Annotated in this window: 20 protein-coding genes; 2 read left to right on the forward strand and 18 right to left on the reverse strand. The window is 44.2% G+C overall.

Annotated features, from left to right (window positions below; all coding sequences use genetic code 11):
• Positions 1-6: 6 nt before the first annotated feature.
• Positions 7-264, reverse strand: coding sequence for a PilZ domain-containing protein (locus ACI882_RS03980; RefSeq protein WP_411748437.1), 258 nt, complete (start codon positions 262-264; stop codon positions 7-9).
• A gap of 212 nt (positions 265-476) precedes the next feature.
• On the opposite strand from ACI882_RS03980, the gene ACI882_RS03985 reads away from it, so the two are divergent.
• Positions 477-3,089, forward strand: a complete 2,613-nt coding sequence (locus ACI882_RS03985) for a putative bifunctional diguanylate cyclase/phosphodiesterase (protein WP_411743907.1) — start codon at positions 477-479, stop codon at positions 3,087-3,089.
• On the opposite strand, the gene ACI882_RS03990 is transcribed toward ACI882_RS03985, so the two are convergent.
• The 14 genes from ACI882_RS03990 to mnmG form a co-directional block, all read right to left on the reverse strand.
• The gene (locus ACI882_RS03990) at positions 3,081-3,995 is read right to left on the reverse strand and encodes a DMT family transporter (protein ID WP_411743906.1); all 915 of its coding nucleotides are present in this window, start codon (positions 3,993-3,995) and stop codon (positions 3,081-3,083) included. The genes ACI882_RS03985 and ACI882_RS03990 overlap by 9 nt on opposite strands.
• Before the next feature lie 66 nt (positions 3,996-4,061).
• Positions 4,062-4,484 (reverse strand): F0F1 ATP synthase subunit epsilon, encoded by a 423-nt coding sequence (locus tag ACI882_RS03995; protein ID WP_411743905.1) that lies wholly within the window; start codon positions 4,482-4,484, stop codon positions 4,062-4,064.
• 23 nt (positions 4,485-4,507) lie between these two features.
• The gene (gene atpD, locus ACI882_RS04000) at positions 4,508-5,908 is read right to left on the reverse strand and encodes a F0F1 ATP synthase subunit beta (protein ID WP_411743904.1); all 1,401 of its coding nucleotides are present in this window, start codon (positions 5,906-5,908) and stop codon (positions 4,508-4,510) included.
• Positions 5,909-5,929: 21 nt separating this feature from the next.
• Positions 5,930-6,796 (reverse strand): F0F1 ATP synthase subunit gamma, encoded by an 867-nt coding sequence (gene atpG / locus ACI882_RS04005; RefSeq protein WP_411746685.1) that lies wholly within the window; start codon positions 6,794-6,796, stop codon positions 5,930-5,932.
• A gap of 44 nt (positions 6,797-6,840) precedes the next feature.
• Positions 6,841-8,385 (reverse strand): F0F1 ATP synthase subunit alpha, encoded by a 1,545-nt coding sequence (atpA, locus tag ACI882_RS04010; RefSeq protein ID WP_411743562.1) that lies wholly within the window; start codon positions 8,383-8,385, stop codon positions 6,841-6,843.
• A gap of 13 nt (positions 8,386-8,398) precedes the next feature.
• On the reverse strand, positions 8,399-8,935 hold the full coding sequence (locus tag ACI882_RS04015; RefSeq protein ID WP_411743561.1) for a F0F1 ATP synthase subunit delta: 537 nt from the start codon (positions 8,933-8,935) through the stop codon (positions 8,399-8,401).
• Between the two features lie 12 nt (positions 8,936-8,947).
• Entirely contained in the window at positions 8,948-9,418 is a 471-nt protein-coding gene (locus ACI882_RS04020; protein ID WP_411743560.1) for a F0F1 ATP synthase subunit B, read from the reverse strand.
• A gap of 50 nt (positions 9,419-9,468) precedes the next feature.
• Positions 9,469-9,711 (reverse strand): F0F1 ATP synthase subunit C, encoded by a 243-nt coding sequence (gene atpE / locus ACI882_RS04025; protein ID WP_411743559.1) that lies wholly within the window; start codon positions 9,709-9,711, stop codon positions 9,469-9,471.
• Positions 9,712-9,814: 103 nt separating this feature from the next.
• Positions 9,815-10,699 carry a F0F1 ATP synthase subunit A gene (gene atpB / locus ACI882_RS04030; RefSeq protein WP_411743558.1) on the reverse strand — a complete coding sequence of 295 codons (885 nt, stop codon included), beginning with the start codon at positions 10,697-10,699 and terminating at the stop codon, positions 9,815-9,817.
• Positions 10,700-10,731: 32 nt separating this feature from the next.
• The gene (locus ACI882_RS04035; RefSeq protein ID WP_411743557.1) at positions 10,732-11,133 is read right to left on the reverse strand and encodes a hypothetical protein; all 402 of its coding nucleotides are present in this window, start codon (positions 11,131-11,133) and stop codon (positions 10,732-10,734) included.
• A gap of 138 nt (positions 11,134-11,271) precedes the next feature.
• A complete protein-coding gene (locus ACI882_RS04040) occupies positions 11,272-12,156 on the reverse strand; it encodes a ParB/RepB/Spo0J family partition protein (RefSeq protein ID WP_411743556.1) in 885 nt (294 codons plus the stop codon).
• A 4-nt stretch (positions 12,157-12,160) separates the two neighbouring features.
• Positions 12,161-12,976, reverse strand: a complete 816-nt coding sequence (locus tag ACI882_RS04045; protein WP_411743555.1) for a ParA family protein — start codon at positions 12,974-12,976, stop codon at positions 12,161-12,163.
• 31 nt (positions 12,977-13,007) lie between these two features.
• A complete protein-coding gene (gene rsmG / locus ACI882_RS04050; RefSeq protein ID WP_411743554.1) occupies positions 13,008-13,637 on the reverse strand; it encodes a 16S rRNA (guanine(527)-N(7))-methyltransferase RsmG in 630 nt (209 codons plus the stop codon).
• Positions 13,634-15,520 carry a tRNA uridine-5-carboxymethylaminomethyl(34) synthesis enzyme MnmG gene (gene mnmG / locus ACI882_RS04055; protein ID WP_411743553.1) on the reverse strand — a complete coding sequence of 629 codons (1,887 nt, stop codon included), beginning with the start codon at positions 15,518-15,520 and terminating at the stop codon, positions 13,634-13,636. The genes rsmG and mnmG overlap by 4 nt, the downstream gene beginning before the upstream one ends.
• Positions 15,521-15,694: 174 nt before the next feature.
• On the opposite strand from mnmG, the gene ACI882_RS04060 reads away from it, so the two are divergent.
• Positions 15,695-17,074: a hypothetical protein gene (locus tag ACI882_RS04060; protein ID WP_411743552.1), complete on the forward strand. Its 1,380-nt coding sequence runs from the start codon at positions 15,695-15,697 to the stop codon at positions 17,072-17,074.
• Positions 17,075-17,120: 46 nt separating this feature from the next.
• On the opposite strand, the gene ACI882_RS04065 is transcribed toward ACI882_RS04060, so the two are convergent.
• The 3 genes from ACI882_RS04065 to ACI882_RS04075 are packed head-to-tail and all read right to left on the reverse strand — an operon-like array spanning position 17,121 to position 21,752.
• Positions 17,121-18,092: an FHA domain-containing protein gene (locus ACI882_RS04065; RefSeq protein ID WP_411743551.1), complete on the reverse strand. Its 972-nt coding sequence runs from the start codon at positions 18,090-18,092 to the stop codon at positions 17,121-17,123.
• Positions 18,083-19,348, reverse strand: a complete 1,266-nt coding sequence (locus tag ACI882_RS04070; RefSeq protein WP_411743550.1) for a serine protease — start codon at positions 19,346-19,348, stop codon at positions 18,083-18,085. Before ACI882_RS04070 ends, ACI882_RS04065 begins: the two co-directional genes overlap by 10 nt.
• A 13-nt stretch (positions 19,349-19,361) precedes the next feature.
• Positions 19,362-21,752 carry a Lon protease family protein gene (locus tag ACI882_RS04075; RefSeq protein WP_411743549.1) on the reverse strand — a complete coding sequence of 797 codons (2,391 nt, stop codon included), beginning with the start codon at positions 21,750-21,752 and terminating at the stop codon, positions 19,362-19,364.
• Positions 21,753-21,821 lie beyond the last annotated feature (69 nt).

Raw genomic sequence — 21,821 nt, forward strand, 5'->3', positions numbered from 1 at the left:
CTGCCCTTAAACAAATCGAACACCAAAGCCATCCGTTTGTATTCGTTCAACAATAAGCCGAACGTTTGTTAACTGACCCTTTTTTAACATCTTCGTTTGCAAGCTCATGCCAACATACAGCGCTGGTTCTGAATCCACTACGCTTAGGAATGCGCCCGTGCTCGAAATGTTCCTACAAGAGCATAATATTTGAGAGTTATCATCAGCTATTAACGTCAATGGTATCTCTAATTGCCCAAATCTTGGTGCTCTAGTTGCCGTCAAAGCCTTACCTTAAATAGCAGGGTATAATTAGATTACCTTAACATGATTTCGTATTAAAAGTAGCCTAGATGCCCATATATGGGCATTTCCTGCTTTCAGACTGTTTGCTTTAAATTCTATTATTCTTTTGCTAAAAAGTGACAGATTAGCGTACTTGGCTATACTAGTTTCATGGAAAATATACTCTTACCCACATTTGATAACACGCAACTATGCCAATAGTACTTTATGCATTGGCGGGAGCCTGCCTTTTAGCAATCTTTTATACGTCGCAAATGCTATTACATGCGTCTTTGGCGATCTTTGGCATTAGCATTATCTATCTAGCGTTTAAAAAATCTAAAAAACTGGTTGCTCTTGGTTTTGCTTTAATGATGGCACTCATAATTGTACCGCTATCGAAATGGTACTTGCCTGCTTTGTTGCGCGAATCAACCCACGTTATTGAAGACAAAATCGAAGCTGAGTTTGATGTTGTTATCAGTACATTAAATCAGTTTTTCTTAAATAACTCCGCTGCTTTAGAGTCACTTAGTTTACTAATTGCCAGTGAAGAAAACTTCTCTGAAGAACTTTATCAAGCCTGGATGCAGCAACTATTACCTGAGTATCGCAATAACTACCTAAATATTGCCATTAGTGAAAACCTAATGGCAAAGCATGTCTACCCGATCAATGAAGCAAACTTGTCAGTACTTAACCGTAATTTAGGTGAAACACCTGGAATGGGGTTTATTTATAAAAACGTTCTTGCAAGCCAGCAAGAAGGTATAATTGGCCCCATTGAATTAATCCAGGGGGTACCCGGCATTATCAAGGTCATTCCTGTCCCGAATAGCAATGGCTTTATTATTTCAGGAGTACTGTCTTTGCAGTCGCTAAAAGAGCAACTTCTGAGCTTAGTTCCTGACTCTTCCATGCTATCACTATCTATCACGGGCTTTAGTGAGCCTTTTTTTCTAATTGGTCAAAGACCCACAGAACAAAGTTTACATAAAACCTATCGCGCGCAAAGCATATCGGCCGACATATATCTCCAGTCTGGGCTGCTCGATACAATCGAAAGTCGAGCGACTTTGAAATCACATGGTGCATCGTTTCTTGCTTGGTTACTGCTCACAATCGCTTTAAGTTGGCAGCATTATTCAATTCGACAACGAGACAACCAACGTTTAGCAATTTTGGAAAATGAGCGCGCCCTAATTGAAGCACAACGTCTAGGACAATTAGGGTCTTGGCGCCAGGCTGAGCCAAATGTCTATATGCTATCGGAGCCGCTCCAAAGTTTAATAGACTTACATAAAGAAAAAATATCCTTTGCTGACCTTAGTAGGCTTTTGCACCCAAAAGAAAAAGAACAAGTCCTTAGTGTTTTAGAAGATTTATTCAGTGGTCGCTTAACAACGATATCAACTCAACACCGACTAAAAGTAGCAAAAAAATATCGTTGGTTTGAACACAAAATAGCACGTACTGCTCAAGGCGAACTCAGTGGCATTGTTAGAGATATTCATACCATTAAAAGCCAAGAGCGCCAAGTCGCTAAACTCGAAGCATTCGACCCCTTAACAGGTGCGTCTAATCGTAGTCACTTTCAACAGCTCACCACTCAAAACATTGCAACATGTGAACGCAGAAACACCGCACTTGGCCTAATGATTATTAACGTTGATGACTTTCGGTCCATCAATGAAAAATACAACCAATCCTTTGGCGATGAGTTACTTAAACAAATGGCCATTAGGTTAATTAGTACAATTCGTAAAACAGACTTTGTTGCAAGACTAGGTGGTGATACCTTCGCTATAGCTTTGATCGATGTTGGAACCACCAGTCAATCTGTATTAGCAGTAGAAAATATACTTTCAAAGCTCAAGCAGCCTTACAACCTATCAGCGGAAGTGTATCCTCAGTTTACCGTTGGGGTCGCCTTGTATCCAGATGATGCACTTGATTTTGAAACTCTACTGCAACGCGCAGAACAAACACTGCTTGTCGCTAAATCTAAAAAAAGAGGTCATTATTCTTACTATTCCGCTGAGCTTGATTCACAAACAAACCGCCGTCAACAAATATTAACAAATCTACCTAGTGCGTTAAAAAACGATCACTTATATTTGGTGTTTCAGCCTCGGGTCAGCAGTACAGGTGAGCACTCATCGTTAAGCATGGAGGCACTTGTTCGTTGGCAAGATCCAGAATTAGGTTTTGTTTCTCCTGGTGAATTTATTCCTATTGCTGAGGGAACTAGCTTAATTACTGACATCGGCAGCTGGGTCATGGATGCTGCTTTTGCCACTATGTGTGAATTTAAAGATCAACTGCCAAGAGGCCTGTCAATATCCATAAACTTATCACCTAAGCAACTAGAAGATGAAAATTTAGTAGCTAATATAAAGCAGCTTTTAAAGCGCTATAAAGTTGATGCTAGGCGAATAGAGTTTGAAGTAACCGAACATTCTCTAGCAGTAGAGTCTATAACTGTATTGAACAACATGCGCGAATTAAACGAGATTGGTTTTAAGTTTGCACTGGATGATTTCGGAACAGGTTATTCTAATTTAAGTATGCTGCAATCTTTACCTTTGCACGTGTTAAAAATTGATATGAGCTTTATTCGCAATATAGGGTTTAGCGACAAGTCTAATGAGTTGGTAAGGGCCATTATAGATTTAGGTCATACACTCGGACTACATACTGTTGCAGAAGGTGTTGAAACAATGGAGCAAGTTCTATTTTTGGAGAAGCTCGGCTGCGAGGAGTTACAGGGATACTATTTTTATAAACCAGCACCCATTCAAGAGCTACTCAATAGACTAAGCTGATTTTGTTAATGTACGACTCAATATAAGGGTCGCAGAAACACCTATGATGACGATAGCTATACCCAACCACTGCATACCGCTAACTGTCTGATTCAGTACCCATAGACTCAACAACGCATTAAACAACGGAGCGGTGGTAATCATCAGTCCTGCGATTGTAGCGTTAGATAAGTTGACCGCTGTTATCCAACAAAAATAGGAAACGATTGATGGGAAAATGGCGACAAATACAATTGCCCACAAGATGTCTTTGGTCGGATAGGTCATCGCGCCTGACGAAACTATATCGTAACCCCAAAACGGCAGAATAAACAAGGTTCCTACACCCATAAAAAAGCTCAACATTCCAACTGAACTGATACCTTGAGGCCGCAGTTTCTTAAGTAGTACGGTATAAAATGACCAACTAAGCATAGCAACCACAAGCAGAAGTTCCCCCACACCTGCGCCTGACTCGCCTAGCATTGTCCACTGTCCTTTGGTCACTACCAACAGAGCTCCAAACACGGCAATACTAAATGTCAGCCATTGCGTTAGACTTTGTTTTATACCGCCAAACAAGCTGGATACGATAGCAATAAAAACCGGCAGCATGGCGAGAAACGCACCAACATTTACTGGCTGGGTGTATTCTAATGCCCAGTACTGTAACGTGTTATAGAGCGTTACACTAAGAATGGATAGGCCGACAAGTGGCCAAAAATTGGCTTTATACCAGCTAATTTGTGCAATGATTTTGCTAAGACCAAAAGGTATTAAGATGGCAAAGGCTAACAACCAACGAAATTGAGATAATGTGAATGCAGGTAAGGTAGCAACCACGATTTTACCAACAATGGCATTTGCAGCCCAAAAAAAACTGGCTGTACATGCCAATAAAATAGCCAGTAGCGTTTGCTTATTCATTTTCGCCCTTTACTTAAAACAAAAGCGACCCGTAGGTCGCTTTTTGGTTGAATCCAATGCGTCGAACTAACGCATGATTCTACGTGCTTGCTTGATGGTTCGAAGCTGACCTACTGCTTTCGCTAACTGAACCGCAACCTCGGCAAACTGTTTGTCTGCCGTGCTGTCGGCTAAATGCTGAACAGCAGCTTGTTTCGCTTGTTCGGCTTTCGCCTCATCTAAGTCATCAGCTCGCACCGCTACATCGGCCAAAACCGTTATAACGTTTGGTTGAACCTCAAGATAACCACCATCTACATAGATGATTTCTTCTTTACCATGCTGCTTAATGACTCGGACTGGTCCGGGCACTAAACGAGTTAGTAAAGGAGCGTGACCTGGTTTAATACCAAGCTCGCCCGCTTCACCTTCACACACCAACAATTCGACAAGGCCGTCAAAGACCTTCTCTTCGGCACTGACGATGTCGCAATGTACTGTCATAGCCATGTGTTGTTACCTCCAGTGTGTGATTAACTACGTTTGTTGTGAGCTTCCACAACTTCGTCGATGTTACCTTTCATGTAGAAATCTTGTTCAGCGATATGATCGTACTCGCCGTCCAAGATACCTTTGAAACCACTGATCGTATCTTTTAACGAAACGTATTTACCAGGTGCACCGGTAAAAATTTCAGCAACATGGAAAGGCTGAGACAAGAAACGTTCTATTTTACGAGCACGGCTAACGGTTAATTTATCTTCATCTGATAATTCATCCATACCTAAGATCGCAATGATGTCTTTCAATTCTTTATAGCCTTGAAGAACACCCTGAACATTTCGAGCTACATCATAATGGTCGTGACCAATAACCAATGGATCTAGCTGACGTGACGAAGAATCCAATGGATCAACAGCTGGGTAAATACCCAAAGACGCAATGTCACGGCTCAGTACAACGGTTGCATCTAAGTGAGCAAAGGTTGTTGCTGGCGATGGATCTGTCAAGTCATCGGCAGGTACATATACGGCTTGAACAGAGGTAATAGAACCATCTTTCGTTGACGTAATACGCTCCTGAAGTACACCCATTTCCTCAGCTAACGTAGGCTGATAACCAACCGCTGATGGCATACGACCCAACAATGCAGATACTTCTGTACCCGCCAAAGTATAACGGTAGATGTTATCGACAAAGAACAATACGTCTTTACCTTCATCACGGAATTTTTCCGCCATGGTCAAGCCAGTCAAAGCAACACGCAAGCGGTTACCTGGAGGCTCATTCATCTGACCATAAACCATCGCAACCTTAGATTCGGCTAAGTTATCTAATTTGATAACGCCCGCATCTGACATCTCGTGATAGAAATCGTTACCTTCACGAGTACGCTCACCAACACCGGCAAATACCGATAAGCCAGAGTGCTGAGTTGCAATGTTATTAATCAATTCAAGCATGTTTACAGTTTTACCAACACCGGCACCACCGAATAAACCTACTTTACCACCCTTAGCAAATGGGCAGATTAAATCGATTACTTTAATACCTGTTTCTAAGATATCTTGTGATTGAGACTGTTCAGCGTAAGAGGGCGCTTCACGGTGAATGCCCATCTTTTCTTCAACTTGTATCTCACCACGTTCATCAATTGGGTTACCCAATACATCCATGATGCGACCCAACGTACCCATACCAACCGGTACATGAATCGCTTCACCAGTATTATTTACATCCAGTCCACGCTGTAGACCTTCAGTTGAACCCATTGCAATTGTACGTACAACACCGTCACCCAGCTGCTGCTGAACTTCCAGTGTTAGACCTTTCGCATCGACCATTAGAGCATCGTAAACTCGCGGCACGCTATCGCGTGGGAATTCTACGTCTACAACGGCACCAATGATTTGCGTAATACGTCCGCTACTCATGTTTGTGTCCTCATTTAACCGTTATTGCACCGCCGCAGCGCCGCCAACAATTTCAGAAATTTCTTGAGTAATCGCGGCCTGACGGGCCTTGTTATACTCAAGTTTCAGGTTATCGATCATATCACCAGCGTTGTCGGTGGCGCTCTTCATGGCCATCATTCGAGATGCCTGTTCACACGCACCATTTTCAACGACGCCCTGGTAAACCTGGGCTTCAATGAAACGTGTTAACAATCCATTCAAAAGCGATTCCGCTTCTGGCTCATAGAGATAATCCCATGCGTAACTACGCTTAGTTTCATCTTCAGCCGCTTTCAACGGTAACAACTGGTCAATGTTTGGTTTCTGTACCATGGTGTTTATAAATTGATTATAAACAACATACAGACGGTCAATCTTGCCGCTTTCAAAGTCATCTAACATAACTTTAACGCCGCCGATTAGGTCTTTTACTGTTGGCTTATCGCCAACGTGCGTAATGGTTGCAACTACATCAAACTTACGCGCTTTAAAAAAACCTGTGCCTTTACTACCAATGGCACAAACCTGAGTTTCAACACCTTTTTCCTTCCATTGCGCAGCATTGTTGCTGATTGCTTTGAAAAGGTTGGCGTTCAAACCACCACAGAGACCTCGGTCAGTGGACACTACAATGTAGCCCACTCGTTTTACTTCACGATCTTGCAGATAAACATGCTTATACTCAGTGTTCGCATTTGCTAAGTGGCCAATAACCGCTTGCACTTTTTGTGCATAGGGTTGGCTCAACAGCATACGATCTTGAGCTTTACGCATTTTACTCGCCGCAACTAATTGCATTGCAGAGGTAATTTTACGGGTATTATTAATGCCATTTATCTGCGTTCGTATTTCTTTTCCGATAGCCATAGCATTAGCCTCAGTTAGTGGCCACAAATGTGGCCAGAATCAAATTACCAGCTTTGCGTCGCTTTAAATTTCTCAAAAGCGTCTTTAAATGTGCCAGCGATTTCATCATTCCACTTACCTGATGCAGAAATTTCTTTCATCAAGTCGCCGTGTTCACTGTTCATGTAACCATGAAGAGCGGCTTCAAAAGGCAATACTTGCGCTATTGTAAGCGTATCCAAGTGACCTTCGTTAGCGGCATAAACTGAAACAGCCATTTCAGCAACGCTTAAAGGCGCATACTGATTTTGCTTCATCAATTCTGTTACACGAGCACCGTGGTCTAACTGTGCTTTAGTGGCATCGTCAAGATCAGACGCGAACTGCGAGAATGCTGCTAGTTCACGATACTGAGCTAAGGCGGTACGAATACCACCAGACAATTTCTTAATAATTTTAGTCTGAGCAGAACCACCTACTCGCGATACCGAAATACCGGCATTCATTGCTGGACGTATGCCCGCATTGAATAAATCAGATTCTAAGAAAATCTGACCATCAGTAATCGAAATTACGTTGGTTGGTACGAATGCAGATACGTCACCACCTTGAGTTTCAATGATAGGCAGTGCGGTCAAAGAACCCGTTTTACCTTTCACTTCACCTTTGGTGAATTCTTCTACATATTCTGCGTTCACACGCGATGATCGCTCTAGTAACCGGGAATGCAAATAGAAAACATCACCAGGATAGGCTTCACGACCTGGCGGACGACGTAACAACAATGAGATTTGGCGATAAGCAACAGCTTGCTTAGACAAATCATCATAAATGATCAGAGCATCTTCACCGCGGTCACGGAAGTATTCGCCCATAGAACAACCAGCGTAAGGTGCAATGAACTGCATAGACGCAGGCTCAGAAGCCGAAGCAACAACAACAATGGTATATTCCAATGCGCCATGCTCTTCTAACTTACGAACGACGTTAGCAATGGTGGAGCGCTTTTGCCCAATCGCAACATAGACACATTTAATGCCCGTGCCTTTTTGCGCTAAGATCGCATCGATCGCCATAGCTGACTTACCAGTTTGACGGTCACCAATAATCAACTCACGCTGACCACGGCCGATTGGCACCATCGCGTCAACAGCTTTATAGCCTGTCTGCAATGGCTGATCGACTGAAAGACGCGCGATAACACCTGGTGCAACTTTTTCAATTGGATCGGTCATTTTAGCGTTAATGTCGCCTTTACCGTCAATTGCGTTGCCCAAAGAGTCTACTACGCGGCCTAATAATTCAGGACCAACTGGGACTTCTAGGATGCGGCCGGTACATTTACAAGTTTGACCTTCGGCCAACATCTTGTATTCACCTAATACGATAGCACCAACAGAGTCTTGCTCTAAGTTAAGTGCCATACCGAAAGCGCCGCCTTCGAATTCGATCATTTCGCCGTACATTACATCGGCTAGACCGTGGATACGTACAATACCGTCAGATACACCGACGATAGTACCTTCATTTTGTGCTTTAGAACCGGTATCGAGTTTCGCGATACGATCCTTAATAATGTCACTGATTTCTGAAGGATTCAGTTGCTGCATGCGTTTTCCCTCATTAGGAATTCATTGCGTCAGCGAGTTTCGACAATTTTCCGCGTACGGAGTCGTCGATAACCAGATCGCCAGCTTTGATGATGACGCCGCCAATTAAGGCAGGGTCGATTTCAACTGTCAGAGTTACTTCGCGATCGAATTTCTTCGCGAGTTTATCTGACAACGTTTTTTGCTGAGCGTCGCTGAGTGAAAAGGCACTCTTAACGAGCACACGGGCACTTTTTTCATGTTCTGCTTTAAGCAGTTCAAATTGCTCACTGATCACTTCTAACAAAGGAAAACGATTATTTTCTGCTAATACATCTAACAGATTTTTTGCCCCTTCGTTACAGTCACCACCGGCAATAGCTGCAAGTGTGTTCGCTTTTTCAGATGCCGTTATCGACGGGTTACCAATAAATTGGTGCACTTCGTCGGTGCCAATTATTGCGCCAAGCGTTGCTAAAGCAGTAGACCAGGCGTCTAAATCCCCAGTCTCTAGTGCTGCATTAAATGCAGCCTTCGCGTAAGGTCGGGCGAGCGTACTTAATTCTGCCATGTTCCCATCTCCTTACAGCGTAGCTGCTAGCTTGTCCAACAATTCGCTGTGTTTCTTCTCGTCGACTTCAGACTGAAGAATTTTTTCAGCGCCCGCTAACGTAAGTTCAGAAATTTTCGCACGTAATTCTTCACGCGCTATATTACGTTCCTTTTCTACGTCAGATGCGGCACCCGCGACGATGCGCTTAGCTGTGGCTTCTGCCTCAACTTTTGCTTCATCGACAATACCGGTTGCGCGACGATTTGCTTGTTCAATGATCTCTGCAGCTGAAGCTTTCGCTTCGCTAATTTTGCTAGCAGCATCGTGTTGAGCAAGCTCTAAGTTTTTCGTGGCTCGGCTAGCTGCGTCTAAGCCTTCGGCAATTTTCTTTTGTCGGCTCTGCATGGCTGCCATAATTGGCGGCCATATGAATTTCGCGCAGAGTAAGACAAAGATAGCGAAGACGACGATCTGGCCAATAAAAGTTGCGTTAAAATTCACGCCTTCACCTCGTTGTTAGTTTGTGAAAAGTCTTCACCCAATGGTGAGGATTAGCCCGCAACAACGAAGATCAGGTACATCGCAATACCAACACCAATAATTGGAATCGCATCGATCAAACCAGCAACGATGAAGAACTTAGTTTGTAGGCTCGGTCCTAATTCAGGTTGACGAGCAGTAGATTCAAGTAATTTACTTCCCAACATGCCAATACCGATTGCTGCACCGATTGCGCCGATACCGATAATGAATGCTGCTGCTAAAAATACCATTCCCATGTCTAGATTTTCCATGTACTTCTCCTAGTTTCTATAAATACCAAGTTTTGTGTTTTAAGTAAGGGTTTAACCCAGTTTGCCTATTTTTACGATGATGCCATAAAAACAGACGAATTCTTTAATGATCTTCATGCGCCTGAGACAGATAAACGATCGTTAAAACCATAAAAATAAATGCTTGCAACGGTATGACCAACAAGTGGAAAGCAGCCCAAGCCAATTGCATGACGCCACCTAACATACCAATAATCAACCCGCCGCCGAACATCAATGCGATCAGAATGAAGATGATTTCTGCAGCATACAAGTTTCCGAATAATCGTAAGCCAAGAGAGAAGGGTTTAGCGATCAAACCAACCAACTCAAGCGGCAAGTTGATCCAAAACAACCATGGCGTATTAAAAGGCGTCAACGACAGTTCTTTCAGGAAGCCCACGCCTTTAACTTTAAATGAATAATAAATCATTAGTATAAAGACGAACGTCGCCGTACCTAAAGTAATATTAGGATCAGTCGATGGGACAATCTTCATGTACTTAACACCCATGAGCTCGAGCGTATAAGGAACTAAATCGACCGGGAGGATGTCCATCAAATTCGATAAGAACACCCAACAAAATACAGTTAATGCAATCGGCGCTATCCAAGGATTAGAGCGACCATGGAAAACATCACGTACGTTGCCTTCAACAAACTCAATGATCACTTCGATGAAGTTTTGCATGCCCGTTGGAACGCCGTCGGTCATTCTCCGAGCAACACGCCAAAAGAGCAGTAAAAATACTGCACCTAACCCAATTGACCACAACATACTGTCAACATGTATAGCCATGAAGCCCATTTCAGCCGCTTCTGAACCACAATGCGCCAAACCCCAAGAAGCCTTCTCTGCTACAGAACCGTCACAGAGCGTAGCCCCTGCTTCGAGTTTACCGTAGGTCAAGTTCGTCAAATGGTGCTGAATGTATTCAGCCGAATTTGCGTAACCGCCTTCGCTTGCCATAAATTTAAAACCCCTTAATTGTCGAATTCGCCTTACGGCGCTCTTTTAACTAAAACTGGTAGCAGCAGCGACCCTAATGTAAGTAGGCCAAAAACACTGGCGTAGAGCACAGCTGCATTAAATTCTTTTACTGTAACGGCGACTGCCGTCGTGGCTGAGATAACGATCAACCACTTGCCCCACATCGCTATTGCGGTGGATGACAAAACCAAATTCGTATCAGGCGACCCAAAGTACTTTAAAGCGCTTCTGTTATAAAACGCTTGCCCGCTTATAGCAATCAACCCTCCGACCAATACCGCAAAGCCGTTAAGTATGCTAAAGAGACCGACAATCAAAACAAATACCAGCATAACCACAGCCTGAACACCTAATACTTGGTGAGCAACCGGACGTTTAATTTGTTGAATCGGTCTATCTTTAAAGTATGGCATCAACACTTTTTTTATTCACAGGCGCTTTGGTGCCAAAATCGAGCGCAGAGTATATTGGGTTCGTTGATCCGCATCAACTAAGTTAGCAATTTCGACTGTAACTAATGTAAATACCACTCAACACTCACAGTGTTCGAATTACTTTACATGCGCTAGGATCCCATCTAGCTCATCTAGGCTTGTGTATTTAATAGTCAACGAGCCTTTTCCGCCTGCACCGTGCTTAATTTGCACAGATGCGCCTAAACGCTTTTCTAGCATCCCTTCCAAACGTTTGATATTCGCATCATTTGTCATGACATTCTTGGCTGCATCGTTACCTTTTGGTGCATTAGTCTGTCGGACCAAGGCTTCGGTTTGGCGAACTGTTAAACCCTTTGCAACTACTTGACGCGCCGCTTCAACCTGCTTTTCGCCAGATAAGCCCAGCAATGCCCTAGCATGCCCCATCTCTAGATCACCGTGCTCGAGCATCCGCCGAACATCTACCTCAAGACTTATCAGCCTTAATAAATTGGTCACCGTTACGCGTGATTTGCCAATAGCTTCAGCAACTTCGGCTTGAGTCAATTCAAATTCTTTTTGTAAGCGCTGTAACGCAAACGCCTCTTCCATTGGATTAAGGTTTTCGCGCTGAATATTTTCAATTAGTGCCATTGCAATGGCATCTTCATCTGACACGTCACGTATAACAGCAGGTATTTTTTCCAAACCCGCCATTTGAGAGGCACGCCATCGACGCTCACCGGCAATCAATTCGTAAGATTGTGGTCCAATAGGTCGCACTACCACGGGCTGCATAACACCTTGCGCTCGAATAGAGCTGGCAAGTTCTTCTAGCGCCTCTGGCGACATATCTCTTCGCGGCTGGTATGTGCCTCGCTGCAACCATTCAATAGGCAACTCTTTCAAGCCACCGTCTTTTATGGTCTCAACAGGCTGCTCTGCCAACTCGACTACTTCTTTGCGCTTAGTAATAAGAGCGTCTAAGCCTTTCCCTAAGCCTCTTCTTTTGGCTGACATGTTTCTACCCTATTGTTTTGTCGGTTTCGAGTACGGTTTCTATGTTGGCTTTTTCACCTTCTTCTCGCCGCACTAACTCACCTGCTAACGCTAGGTAAGCCTTTGCACCACTAGACTGGCGGTCATAGGCTAGCGCTGGTAGGCCGTAACTTGGCGCCTCCGCCAAGCGAACATTTCTAGGTATAACCGCACTGAATACTTTTTCACCAAAATGCTCTATCAATTGCTCTGAGACATCGTTGGTTAAGCTGTTTCGAGGATCGTACATGGTACGCAATAATCCGCCGATGGCTAACGACGGATTTATGACTTTTTGAATACGGTTAATCGTGTCCAATAGTGCTGCTAATCCTTCTAGCGCGTAGTACTCGCATTGCATAGGAATCAAGACTTTATGGGCCGCACATAAGGCGTTCACCGTCAGCATGTTCAATGAAGGTGGGCAATCGATAAAAATATAATCGTAATTCTGTTTAACTTCGGCTAACGCATACTGCAGACGGTGTTCTTTCATTTTGAAGTCAATTAATTCAACTTCTGCAGCGGTTAGATCACCATTTGCAGGCAAAATGTCATAGCCAGCGTCATCAGAATGTACAATGGCTTCCTGACAATCACATTTGCCCGTCAAAACGTCATAGGCTGACAGCTCTAAGTCTGATTTATCAACTCCACTGCCCATGGTCGCATTGCCTTGCGGGTCGAGATCGACCACCAGAACTCTGCGTTTCATGGCCACTAAAGATGCTGGCAGGTTAATCGCCGTAGTGGTTTTACCTACACCGCCTTTCTGATTCGTTATTGCGAATATTTGACTCAAAACGCTTCCTAAATATGGGCTTTACTAATTATTATCGAATACCCAGCTCTATCATGTGCCGCTCGCCATCGTTGCCTGGTACTTTAAGGGGCGTAACGGCGATGACATTTATATCTTCGGGCAATTGGGCTAGCTCATCTACTGGGTTTTGTCCTTTCATCGCTATAAAGCGACCGTCTTTGGCTAACAAGTGACGGGAGAAGCCTACCATATCTGACAGCGTTGCAAAGGCTCTAGATGTGATCTGGTTAAAATCTTGGCCAGGTTTCCAGCTTTCTAGGCGATGAAGAACAACATTTGCATTGCTGACGCCGAGCTCCATTTTAACTTGGCTCAAGAATCGTGTCTTTTTACCATTGCTGTCAAGCATAAACACAGGCAGTTCTGGGTAAATTAACGCGATGATCATACCTGGCAAACCCGGCCCCGTTCCAACATCAAGTAAGTTTGTTGGCTTTACAAAAGGCACGATACTTAAACTGTCAAGCAAATGGCGTGCGATCATCTGGGCGGGGTCACGTACGCTGGTCAAGTTATAGGCTTTATTCCATTTCACTAGCATTTGGTGATATGCCAATAGCCGATCTATTTGCACCGAGCTAAGGTCTATATCGAGCACCTTCAAGCCGCGTTCTAATTGCTGTTGGTATTCTTGACTCATGCGCTTTGCTTACTGGCGTTGTGTTTCTTAATATGAATATAAAGCATCGAAATAGCTGCGGGTGTAACTCCCTGAATGCGCGAAGCCTGAGCCAGTGTTTCTGGCTGAACATGCTTTAACTTCTGCTTAACTTCGTTTGAAAGCCCACCAACGCTATCTATATCTAAAGTTTCCGGCAGCTTGGTATTTTCATGTCGCCGCATACTTTCAATTTCATCTTGCTGGCGGCTGATATAACCTTCGTATTTCGCGGCTATTTCAACTTGCTCTGCTGCGTCAACAGCTAAAGGAGTTTCTGGTGCAGAGGCTTGGGCAATGTCGCCATAATTAAGCTCAGGGCGCTTTAATAAATCGGCTAAACTGAATTCTTTTTTCAGTGGCTGGGGTAATTTCTCAGAGAGCTTAGACGCTTGCTCTGATGCCGCCTGCACAAAGGTTGTACGTAAACGAGCCTGTTCTCGCACAATAGAATCTTGCTTTTCGCTAAAAGCCTGCCAGCGAGCATCATCGACCAAACCTAAGTTACGCCCTGTTTCAGTCAAACGCGCATCGGCATTATCTTCTCGTAACAGCAAGCGGTGCTCTGCGCGGCTGGTAAACATACGATAAGGCTCTAACGTACCCATAGTTATAAGATCATCGACTAACACGCCAATGTAAGCTTCATCACGACGCGGATACCAAGTATCTAAGCCCTGTGCTTTTCGCGCAGCGTTTAAACCCGCCAATAAACCTTGAGCACCCGCTTCTTCATACCCGGTTGTGCCGTTGATTTGTCCAGCAAAAAATAGGTTTTCGATATATTTGGTTTCTAACGAATGCTTCAGGTCTTGCGGATTGAAATAATCATATTCAATGGCATAACCTGGGCGCGTAATGTGCGCGTTTTCAAAACCTTTCATGGTGCGAATAAACTGCACTTGAACGTCAAACGGTAAACTGGTTGAAATGCCATTTGGGTATAACTCGTATGTGCTTAAGCCCTCCGGCTCAACAAATATTTGATGACTGTTCTTGTCAGCGAAACGAGTAACCTTATCTTCAATAGACGGGCAGTAACGTGGCCCAATACCTTCAATCTCACCGGCAAACATTGGCGATTTATCCAAGTTATTACGGATAATATCGTGAGTTTCTTCACTGGTATTGGTTATATAACAGCTGACCTGCTCTGGATGCTGCTCAACAGTGCCCATATAAGACATGACTGGTAACTTTTCATCACCCGGCTGCTCTATCATTTGACTAAAGTCGACCGAGCGAGCATCAATACGGGCTGGTGTGCCGGTTTTTAGGCGTCCGACATTGAATGGCAGCTCACGTAAACGCTCAGACAAAGACGTACTCGGCCCGTCGCCCATTCGGCCACCTGAGTAATTTTGCATGCCGACGTGTATTTTCCCACCTAGGAAGGTGCCGGCCGTTAAGACAACAGATTTAGCGCGAATTCGAATACCGGTCTGGGTAACCACACCGACAACTTTATCGCTTTCTAAAATGAGGTCATCTGCGCCTTGCGAAAATATCTCTAGGTTTTCTTGGTGTTCAACGATGTGACGTATCGCCGCTTTATACAAGGCACGGTCGGCTTGCGCGCGCGTTGCTCGCACTGCAGGCCCTTTGCGAGAGTTCAATACTCGCCATTGAATACCTGCATAATCTGTAGCCGTAGCCATAGCGCCGCCAAGTGCGTCTATTTCCTTGACCAGGTGGCTCTTGCCGATACCGCCAATTGCTGGGTTACAGGACATAACGCCGACAGTTTCAATATTATGGGTCAATAGCAGAGTTTGACTGCCAGCACGCGCCGCTGCTAATGCCGCCTCTGTTCCTGCATGCCCGCCACCAATGACGATTACGTCGTACTGCTTTGGAAAATCCACCACATACCTCAACTTATTAGAGCTGATCAAATATCAGCCAACACCACACCAAAAGGGTGCGCGATTATACGTGGTTTTATGACCCTATGCTATACAGCGATGTAGCAATTTCCTCCGCTTTCAAAAAAGCGGTCTATACTCAGCTTAAACTGCAGTAACCATAGGTAAATTGATATGCATCGCACCGTTCGAGCCCATATTTCAGGGCTAATCTTCTTGTTTATTTCCACTTTCACCCTAGCGGAAGGCAATCTGCTGTTAGTAACGGATTTATCCGATGAAAACCTAAATTTCCGCCCAGATTTACGGCTAATCGCCACAAATGCTATCAATCGGTTACAGGATTACACCGTCGCCAACGCCAAAACACAGGTTCGACCTAATAGCGAAGAAGCTATTGCCGCCATGCTCGACGCTGCAGAAAAGGCAAAATTGAATGCGCTGGCCGTCGTCACCCTTTATACACCGAAAAAACGCCAAGCAACGGTAACCGTTTCACTATACAGCGTTTCAACCGGCGAACTCATTATTCAACGAGCCTTATCTTTTAAATTTAAAGAGTTAACCGCACTGCTCGCTCAACTCGAATACGAACTCCCACTCATGCTCAAACGAGAATTTCGCGAACTGGGTTCCGTTGTAAAAATAACCTCTGATCAACTTTACTTTGATCTTGGCAAAAACGCCGGCGTGGAAGTTGGCCAAGTATTTCGGATTTTCCGCCGCGGTGCCGAAATCAAAGATCGCAGCGGCGAAAGCTTTGGCTTTATAGATGACCAAACCGGCATTGTTGAAGTAACTGAAGTAAGTTCAATTTACGCGATAGCCGATATACGCTTGGGCCGCTTAAGCATTAAAGCCAATGACTGGGTCGAGCTCGCCGGCGATGATGTTCAGATACGTGGACAGGTTTTATCGAAGTTAGATGAACAAGTCGCCGTAAACATTGGACGAAAGGCCGGCGTAACCCCTGGCGCCTACTTTGCAGTTTATAAAGACATCAAAAAAATCGATGATGAGCAGTCGTTCCGCGAAATTATTGGTCGTATTCGAATCACCGAGGCAGATGCAAACAGCGCCCGCGGGGAAATTGCCCGCTCCGATCACTATCGCTTAGCCAAAGCACTAATTGAAGAAGGCGATTACATTGATGAAGTGAGTTACTTGCATCGCAACCAAATTTTATTCAGTCAAACCAGTTTTGGTGTACTTGGTGAAACCGATTCAAAATGGTCGCTCGGGTTAAACGTTGAATCGTCGTTTAGTACCGATATGTCTTTTCGTTTCAAAGGTAGCTATGGTGATAATTGGTACCTAAGCGCCGGCTTAAACAGCGCGATGAACCACGCTGAAAGCTTCCGTTATGGATTAGACATTATGTACGGAGCCGATGGCTTTGGAACCTATATGTTTACCGATGCAAACCTACCCACACCTTTAGATAAATACATTTTATTTGCTATTGAAGCGGGTTACTTATTGGGCGCCAATGAAGATGTAGAAGGTTTAAGTGTTGGGCTTAATGCGAAAATCGGCATGGGCAGTTTGTTTTAATACCGCCTGAAACCTTAAAAAGCCAGAGCCTAATACTCTGGTTTTTTTATTCTTCCTCAATTTCTATTTTGTCAAAAATAGCGGCACTTTTAGTGATGAACTCTTGATCGGTCAACCTTGGTTGGTACGGCATAACCCATGAAGAGAATCGATCGGTAACCGTAGGGCGCATTTTGGTAAACTCCTGGTCATCTGCCAAACTCTGAATGACACTGTAGGCAAAGACTAACGTTGAAAACGAAAACACTGTCAGCAAGCGAACGCCTCGTTTTTCAACAAACAAATTAAACGTGAAAATCCAACCACCTAAGAGCATGAATACAAACAGCGCCAATGCATCTAGCACCCACTTTTCCTGCCAAAACCCTAGGTTGAAGTAAATTATATCGAATAGCATCGAAGAACCGTCTGTAATCAATACGAACGCACAAACATTAAAAACGTTTTGCAAAAAACACCACTGATGCCGAATTGCCTTAGCCACTAGACTAAAAGCAGAAATGACAAACAGAAGTGCTGCGCCAATTTGGAACAAGCTCATCAAATGATCTGAAAAGGTTGTCGCAACAATAGAATCGGCGTACTGATCGTACATGAGCGTAAAAACCGTCAATGCCACTAACATTGCTAACGAGATTGGACGTTTAGCCAACTTACTTAACTTATGCTCAGTAATTTTCTTAACCGGCGGTGCCATTGGCAACTTAGAATCTACAAGTCGTATTCGGCTCTGACCGATACTGAGTTCATCACCGGAGTTTATATCCAGTATCGATTGTGCACCTTTTACAGGTGAGGTTTTACGATGAATTTCTGTGCCATTGGTTGAGCCTTGATCAACCACTCTGAAGGTTCCATCATCGTTCACTGAAATGTTTAGATGAACTTCATCCAAGAACGCATCAGAAAGCGTAAGGTGATTTTCGTAGCCTCGCCCTATATTGATTGATTCATCTTCAAAACGATAGAACTGCTCAATCTCGCCTCTTTTATTGAGTATTTCAATTACTATGGCCATTTGACATCTCCAGTAAAAGACTCAAGAAATGCGAGTGCAGATGATTCGCTGACACCGGATACGGTCACATGGCTGACCAAAGCAAACTGTCCTCGCTTGGCAACTCTGAAGTAAAGCATATCGTGCAGCTGTTGGAATTTAGTGTAGCGGCGAACACAGAAAAAAGATTTTGCGATATCACTGGTTAGGCCATCGTCACCTATTTGAGTGAAGTCTTCACTGCATTGGTAGTTTGACACATCGGTATAGCTTACGTAGTTGTCGGCGCGCCAATCCATCTTTTGTTGTAAGAACCGATCAAACTGAACACGTGAAAGTTCACGCCCATCGTACCAATAAAACTGATAGCCTAAGCTGCCTGTAGTCATTTGGCCACTGATGTAAATATTATCAGTCAGCGAGCAACCCTTGGTCACTTCTACCACTAAGTAATCCTCGTCTTCATCGCGCGATGAGCGGCCCCAACAAGACACCAAGCCTTTGATATCACCTAGTACTTGAGCGTCGCCAAGCGTATCGGTTTCTCGAGGTAAGGTTAAAAAGTCTTCCAGCAATTGTGCTTGGCTTTCCAGTAATTGTGCTTCGGCACGCGCCAACATTTGCTCCGGCGCGATCACTTCTCGCCGTGTTATAAATTCAGCTAATTTTTTTGCCGGCACTAAAAAGCTAACTTGGTTACCAGAGGTGGCTACGTTAATGCCCGTGAGCTCACCTTGCGCATCAAATACTGGCCCTCCACTCATACCTGGGTTAATGGAGCCTGAGAAATGAATGCGGTGATAGTAAGCGTTGTCCGCCAAACCGTTATAAGTACCTGGCACCACAGTCATACCCAAGTCATGCGGGTTACCAACCGAAAATATGACGGTGCCCTGTATTGGCTCTTGCGGTGCAATCAAAATTGGTTCGCCTAACGCTTTATCCGCTTTGAGCAGTGCTAAGTCATTCACTATGTCAAAGTCGACAACGTCCACCGGCAGCGCATCACCTATTTCTGGTACGATCATAATTTTGTATTTATCTGGCTTTGCCACAAAAGCAGAAATAACATGATAGTTTGTCGCGACAGTAAATTGATCGGCAACGATAAAGCCAGAGCCAATAGAGGTACGACTATCAGACTCGATATCAACCACTTTAATTTGGTAAATACGACTACGGTACTCTTTAAAAATACTTTCCGCCGTATACGCAAACAGTGAATTTGATACGCCAAGTACCAGCGCTAACACGATAACTCGTGACCACCTTGCCATAAAATATCCTTTGCTATTCTTCTTCAGTTTCTTGATACAGCTCGAAGAGCGTTTTAAGTGCTTCTTGGGCTTTTCCATTGAGTGAGTCTGCAGGAAACTCTAGTTTTTCGTTAGCAACGCCAGGCTCGATATTGGTCAATATTCGAAGGGCTTGGTAAACATGCGTAACGGCCCAAATGGTAAAGGTACCGGCTTTAACAGCGGCAACAACTTCGGGGGCTAGCATAAGGTGTTTGATATTATCAGCAGGGATGATAACGCCGTGCTCACCGGCCAAGCCACGCAGCTCGCAAAGTTTAAAGAAGCCTTCTATTTTTTCATTCACGCCGCCTATTGCTTGCACTTCACCGAGCTGATTCATAGAGCCGGTAATGGCGATGCTTTGCTTAATCGGAACTTGCGCTATCGCGGAGATTAGTGAGCAATATTCTGCAACGGTGGCACTGTCGCCGTCGATGTAACCGTAGCTTTGTTCCATCGCTATATGTGCAGACAATGTTAATGGGAAGCGACGGCCAAATTCATGCCCTAAAAAGCCTCCTAGAATCATAACACCTTTACTGTGCAACGATTGACCAAGCTCAACTTCACGCTCAATGTCGACAACTCCTTTGCCACCAACATGAACGGTAGATGTAATGCGCGCAGGCGAGCCAAAGCGGCTTTCGCCAATTTCCATCACCGTCAATCCATTGATGCAGCCAACACGTTCGCCTTGGGTATCAATTAAAATAGTGCCTTCTTCAATTTCACTGAGCATTTGATCCGCTATGCGACCATTGCGATATTCTGCAGCTTCAAGTGCTTGATGAATATGGTGCTCTGTAATGCGGGCTACTTTTTCATGGCCACATATAAAATCGGCTTCTGCAAATACCTTAAAGACTCGAACAATTTGAGCAGATAAGCGCTGCTGATGTTCAGCTTCGCGCAAACTAAATTCTATTAGCCGTTCTAACGCATTACGGGTAAGTGGTTTAAAGTTTTTTTCTTCACCATAATCTTTAATGCGCAGTATTAAATTATCGACGGTATTTCGCGAACGCGGAATAAAACTATCGAAATCGACCGGCACACGGAATAGTTCCATGAACTCAGGGTCCCACTCTTGCAACTGATAATAAATATCTCGTGAGCCAAGTAAAATAACCTTCACGTCTAAGTCTATCGACTCTGGGCTTAACGTCACCGAGTGCATTAAAGTTGCATCAGAAAACGGCATTTCCATTTTTAACTCTTTTGCTTTCAATGCTAGTTTTAGCGCATCGTAAGCAAAAGGTTCTTGGAGTAATTTTTCGGCATCTAAAATCAAATAACCGCCATTCGCCTTTAATAAACTACCTGCACGAATAAGCTGAAAGTTGGTAATAGGTATTCCTTGATTGGTGGTATATTCAATACGGCCAAACAGGTTCTGATAAGTCGGCAGCATTTCATAGACAACGGGCGCGCCTGCATCTACTTCATGCTGTACCATTAGATTTGGTTTTAACCAACGCGCTATGGTTGCACGACGTTCTTGATCGGAGACCGTGTCTGTAATTGATTCATCAATAAATAAGTCAATTATTAATTTCGGTAGGTGCTCTTCAATTTCCTGAATAAAACGCACGACCGATGGCAAGTTTTGGTTTTGTTCTTCTAAGTTTTTTAACAACGGCTTTATAGATTGTTGAACCGTTGTTAAATTTAACTGACGATATTCTTCGGAGCTTTTACGTCGCCAAGTTGGCAGTTCGAGTACCTGCTCATTTAAAAATTCTTCAATATCGTTGATTCGCTCTTGAAATGAGGTTCGCAGAACTTCTGGCAACTGAGCGAACTCAGTATCATCTAAGGCTTTGCCTTCGACTACCGGCAATAGCATGACTGACCCGCCGTCTGCGATAACGGCTATTTCTTTTTCATTTGCAAAACGCTCCACCACTTTAAGGGCGGCGTCGTAGCGTTGATTAAAGGCTTTATCTATGGCGGTTCTTTTGCGCTGATAAGTTGGGTTTTCAAATGACGCTGGAAACGTGTCCATTAAGTCGTCTATAAACTGATCAACTCGCTCTTTTAACTCATTGCCGTGGCCTGCTGGCATTTCTAGCGCATAAGGTTCGCGTGTGGTTTCAAAATTATTGATATAGGCCCATTCGGTCGGTGTTTGCTGCGAATCCGCTAATTCTTTAACGTATTTTGAAACCAAAGAATTCCGCCCTGTCCCCGTTTCACCCATAACATAAAGGTTATAGCCACTGCCACGCATAGCGATGCCAAATTCTAATGATTTTTTGGCTCTTGGCTGGCCAAGAAAGCTAGATTTGCCTTTGACTTCGGCGGTGGTTTCAATGTTGAGGTAACTCAGATCTACATGGGCGCGCAGCGCATCGGGCGCAAGTGGGGTAACCTTTTCTGTCATGTCTAACTCTACTCTGATATCAATGGCTTACAGTATGGCACAGGTTGTTGTTTGAAGGCATGCTCTGAA

The organism is Reinekea sp. (genome assembly GCF_046710285.1).
In the GTDB taxonomy this organism is placed as follows: domain Bacteria; phylum Pseudomonadota; class Gammaproteobacteria; order Pseudomonadales; family Natronospirillaceae; genus Reinekea.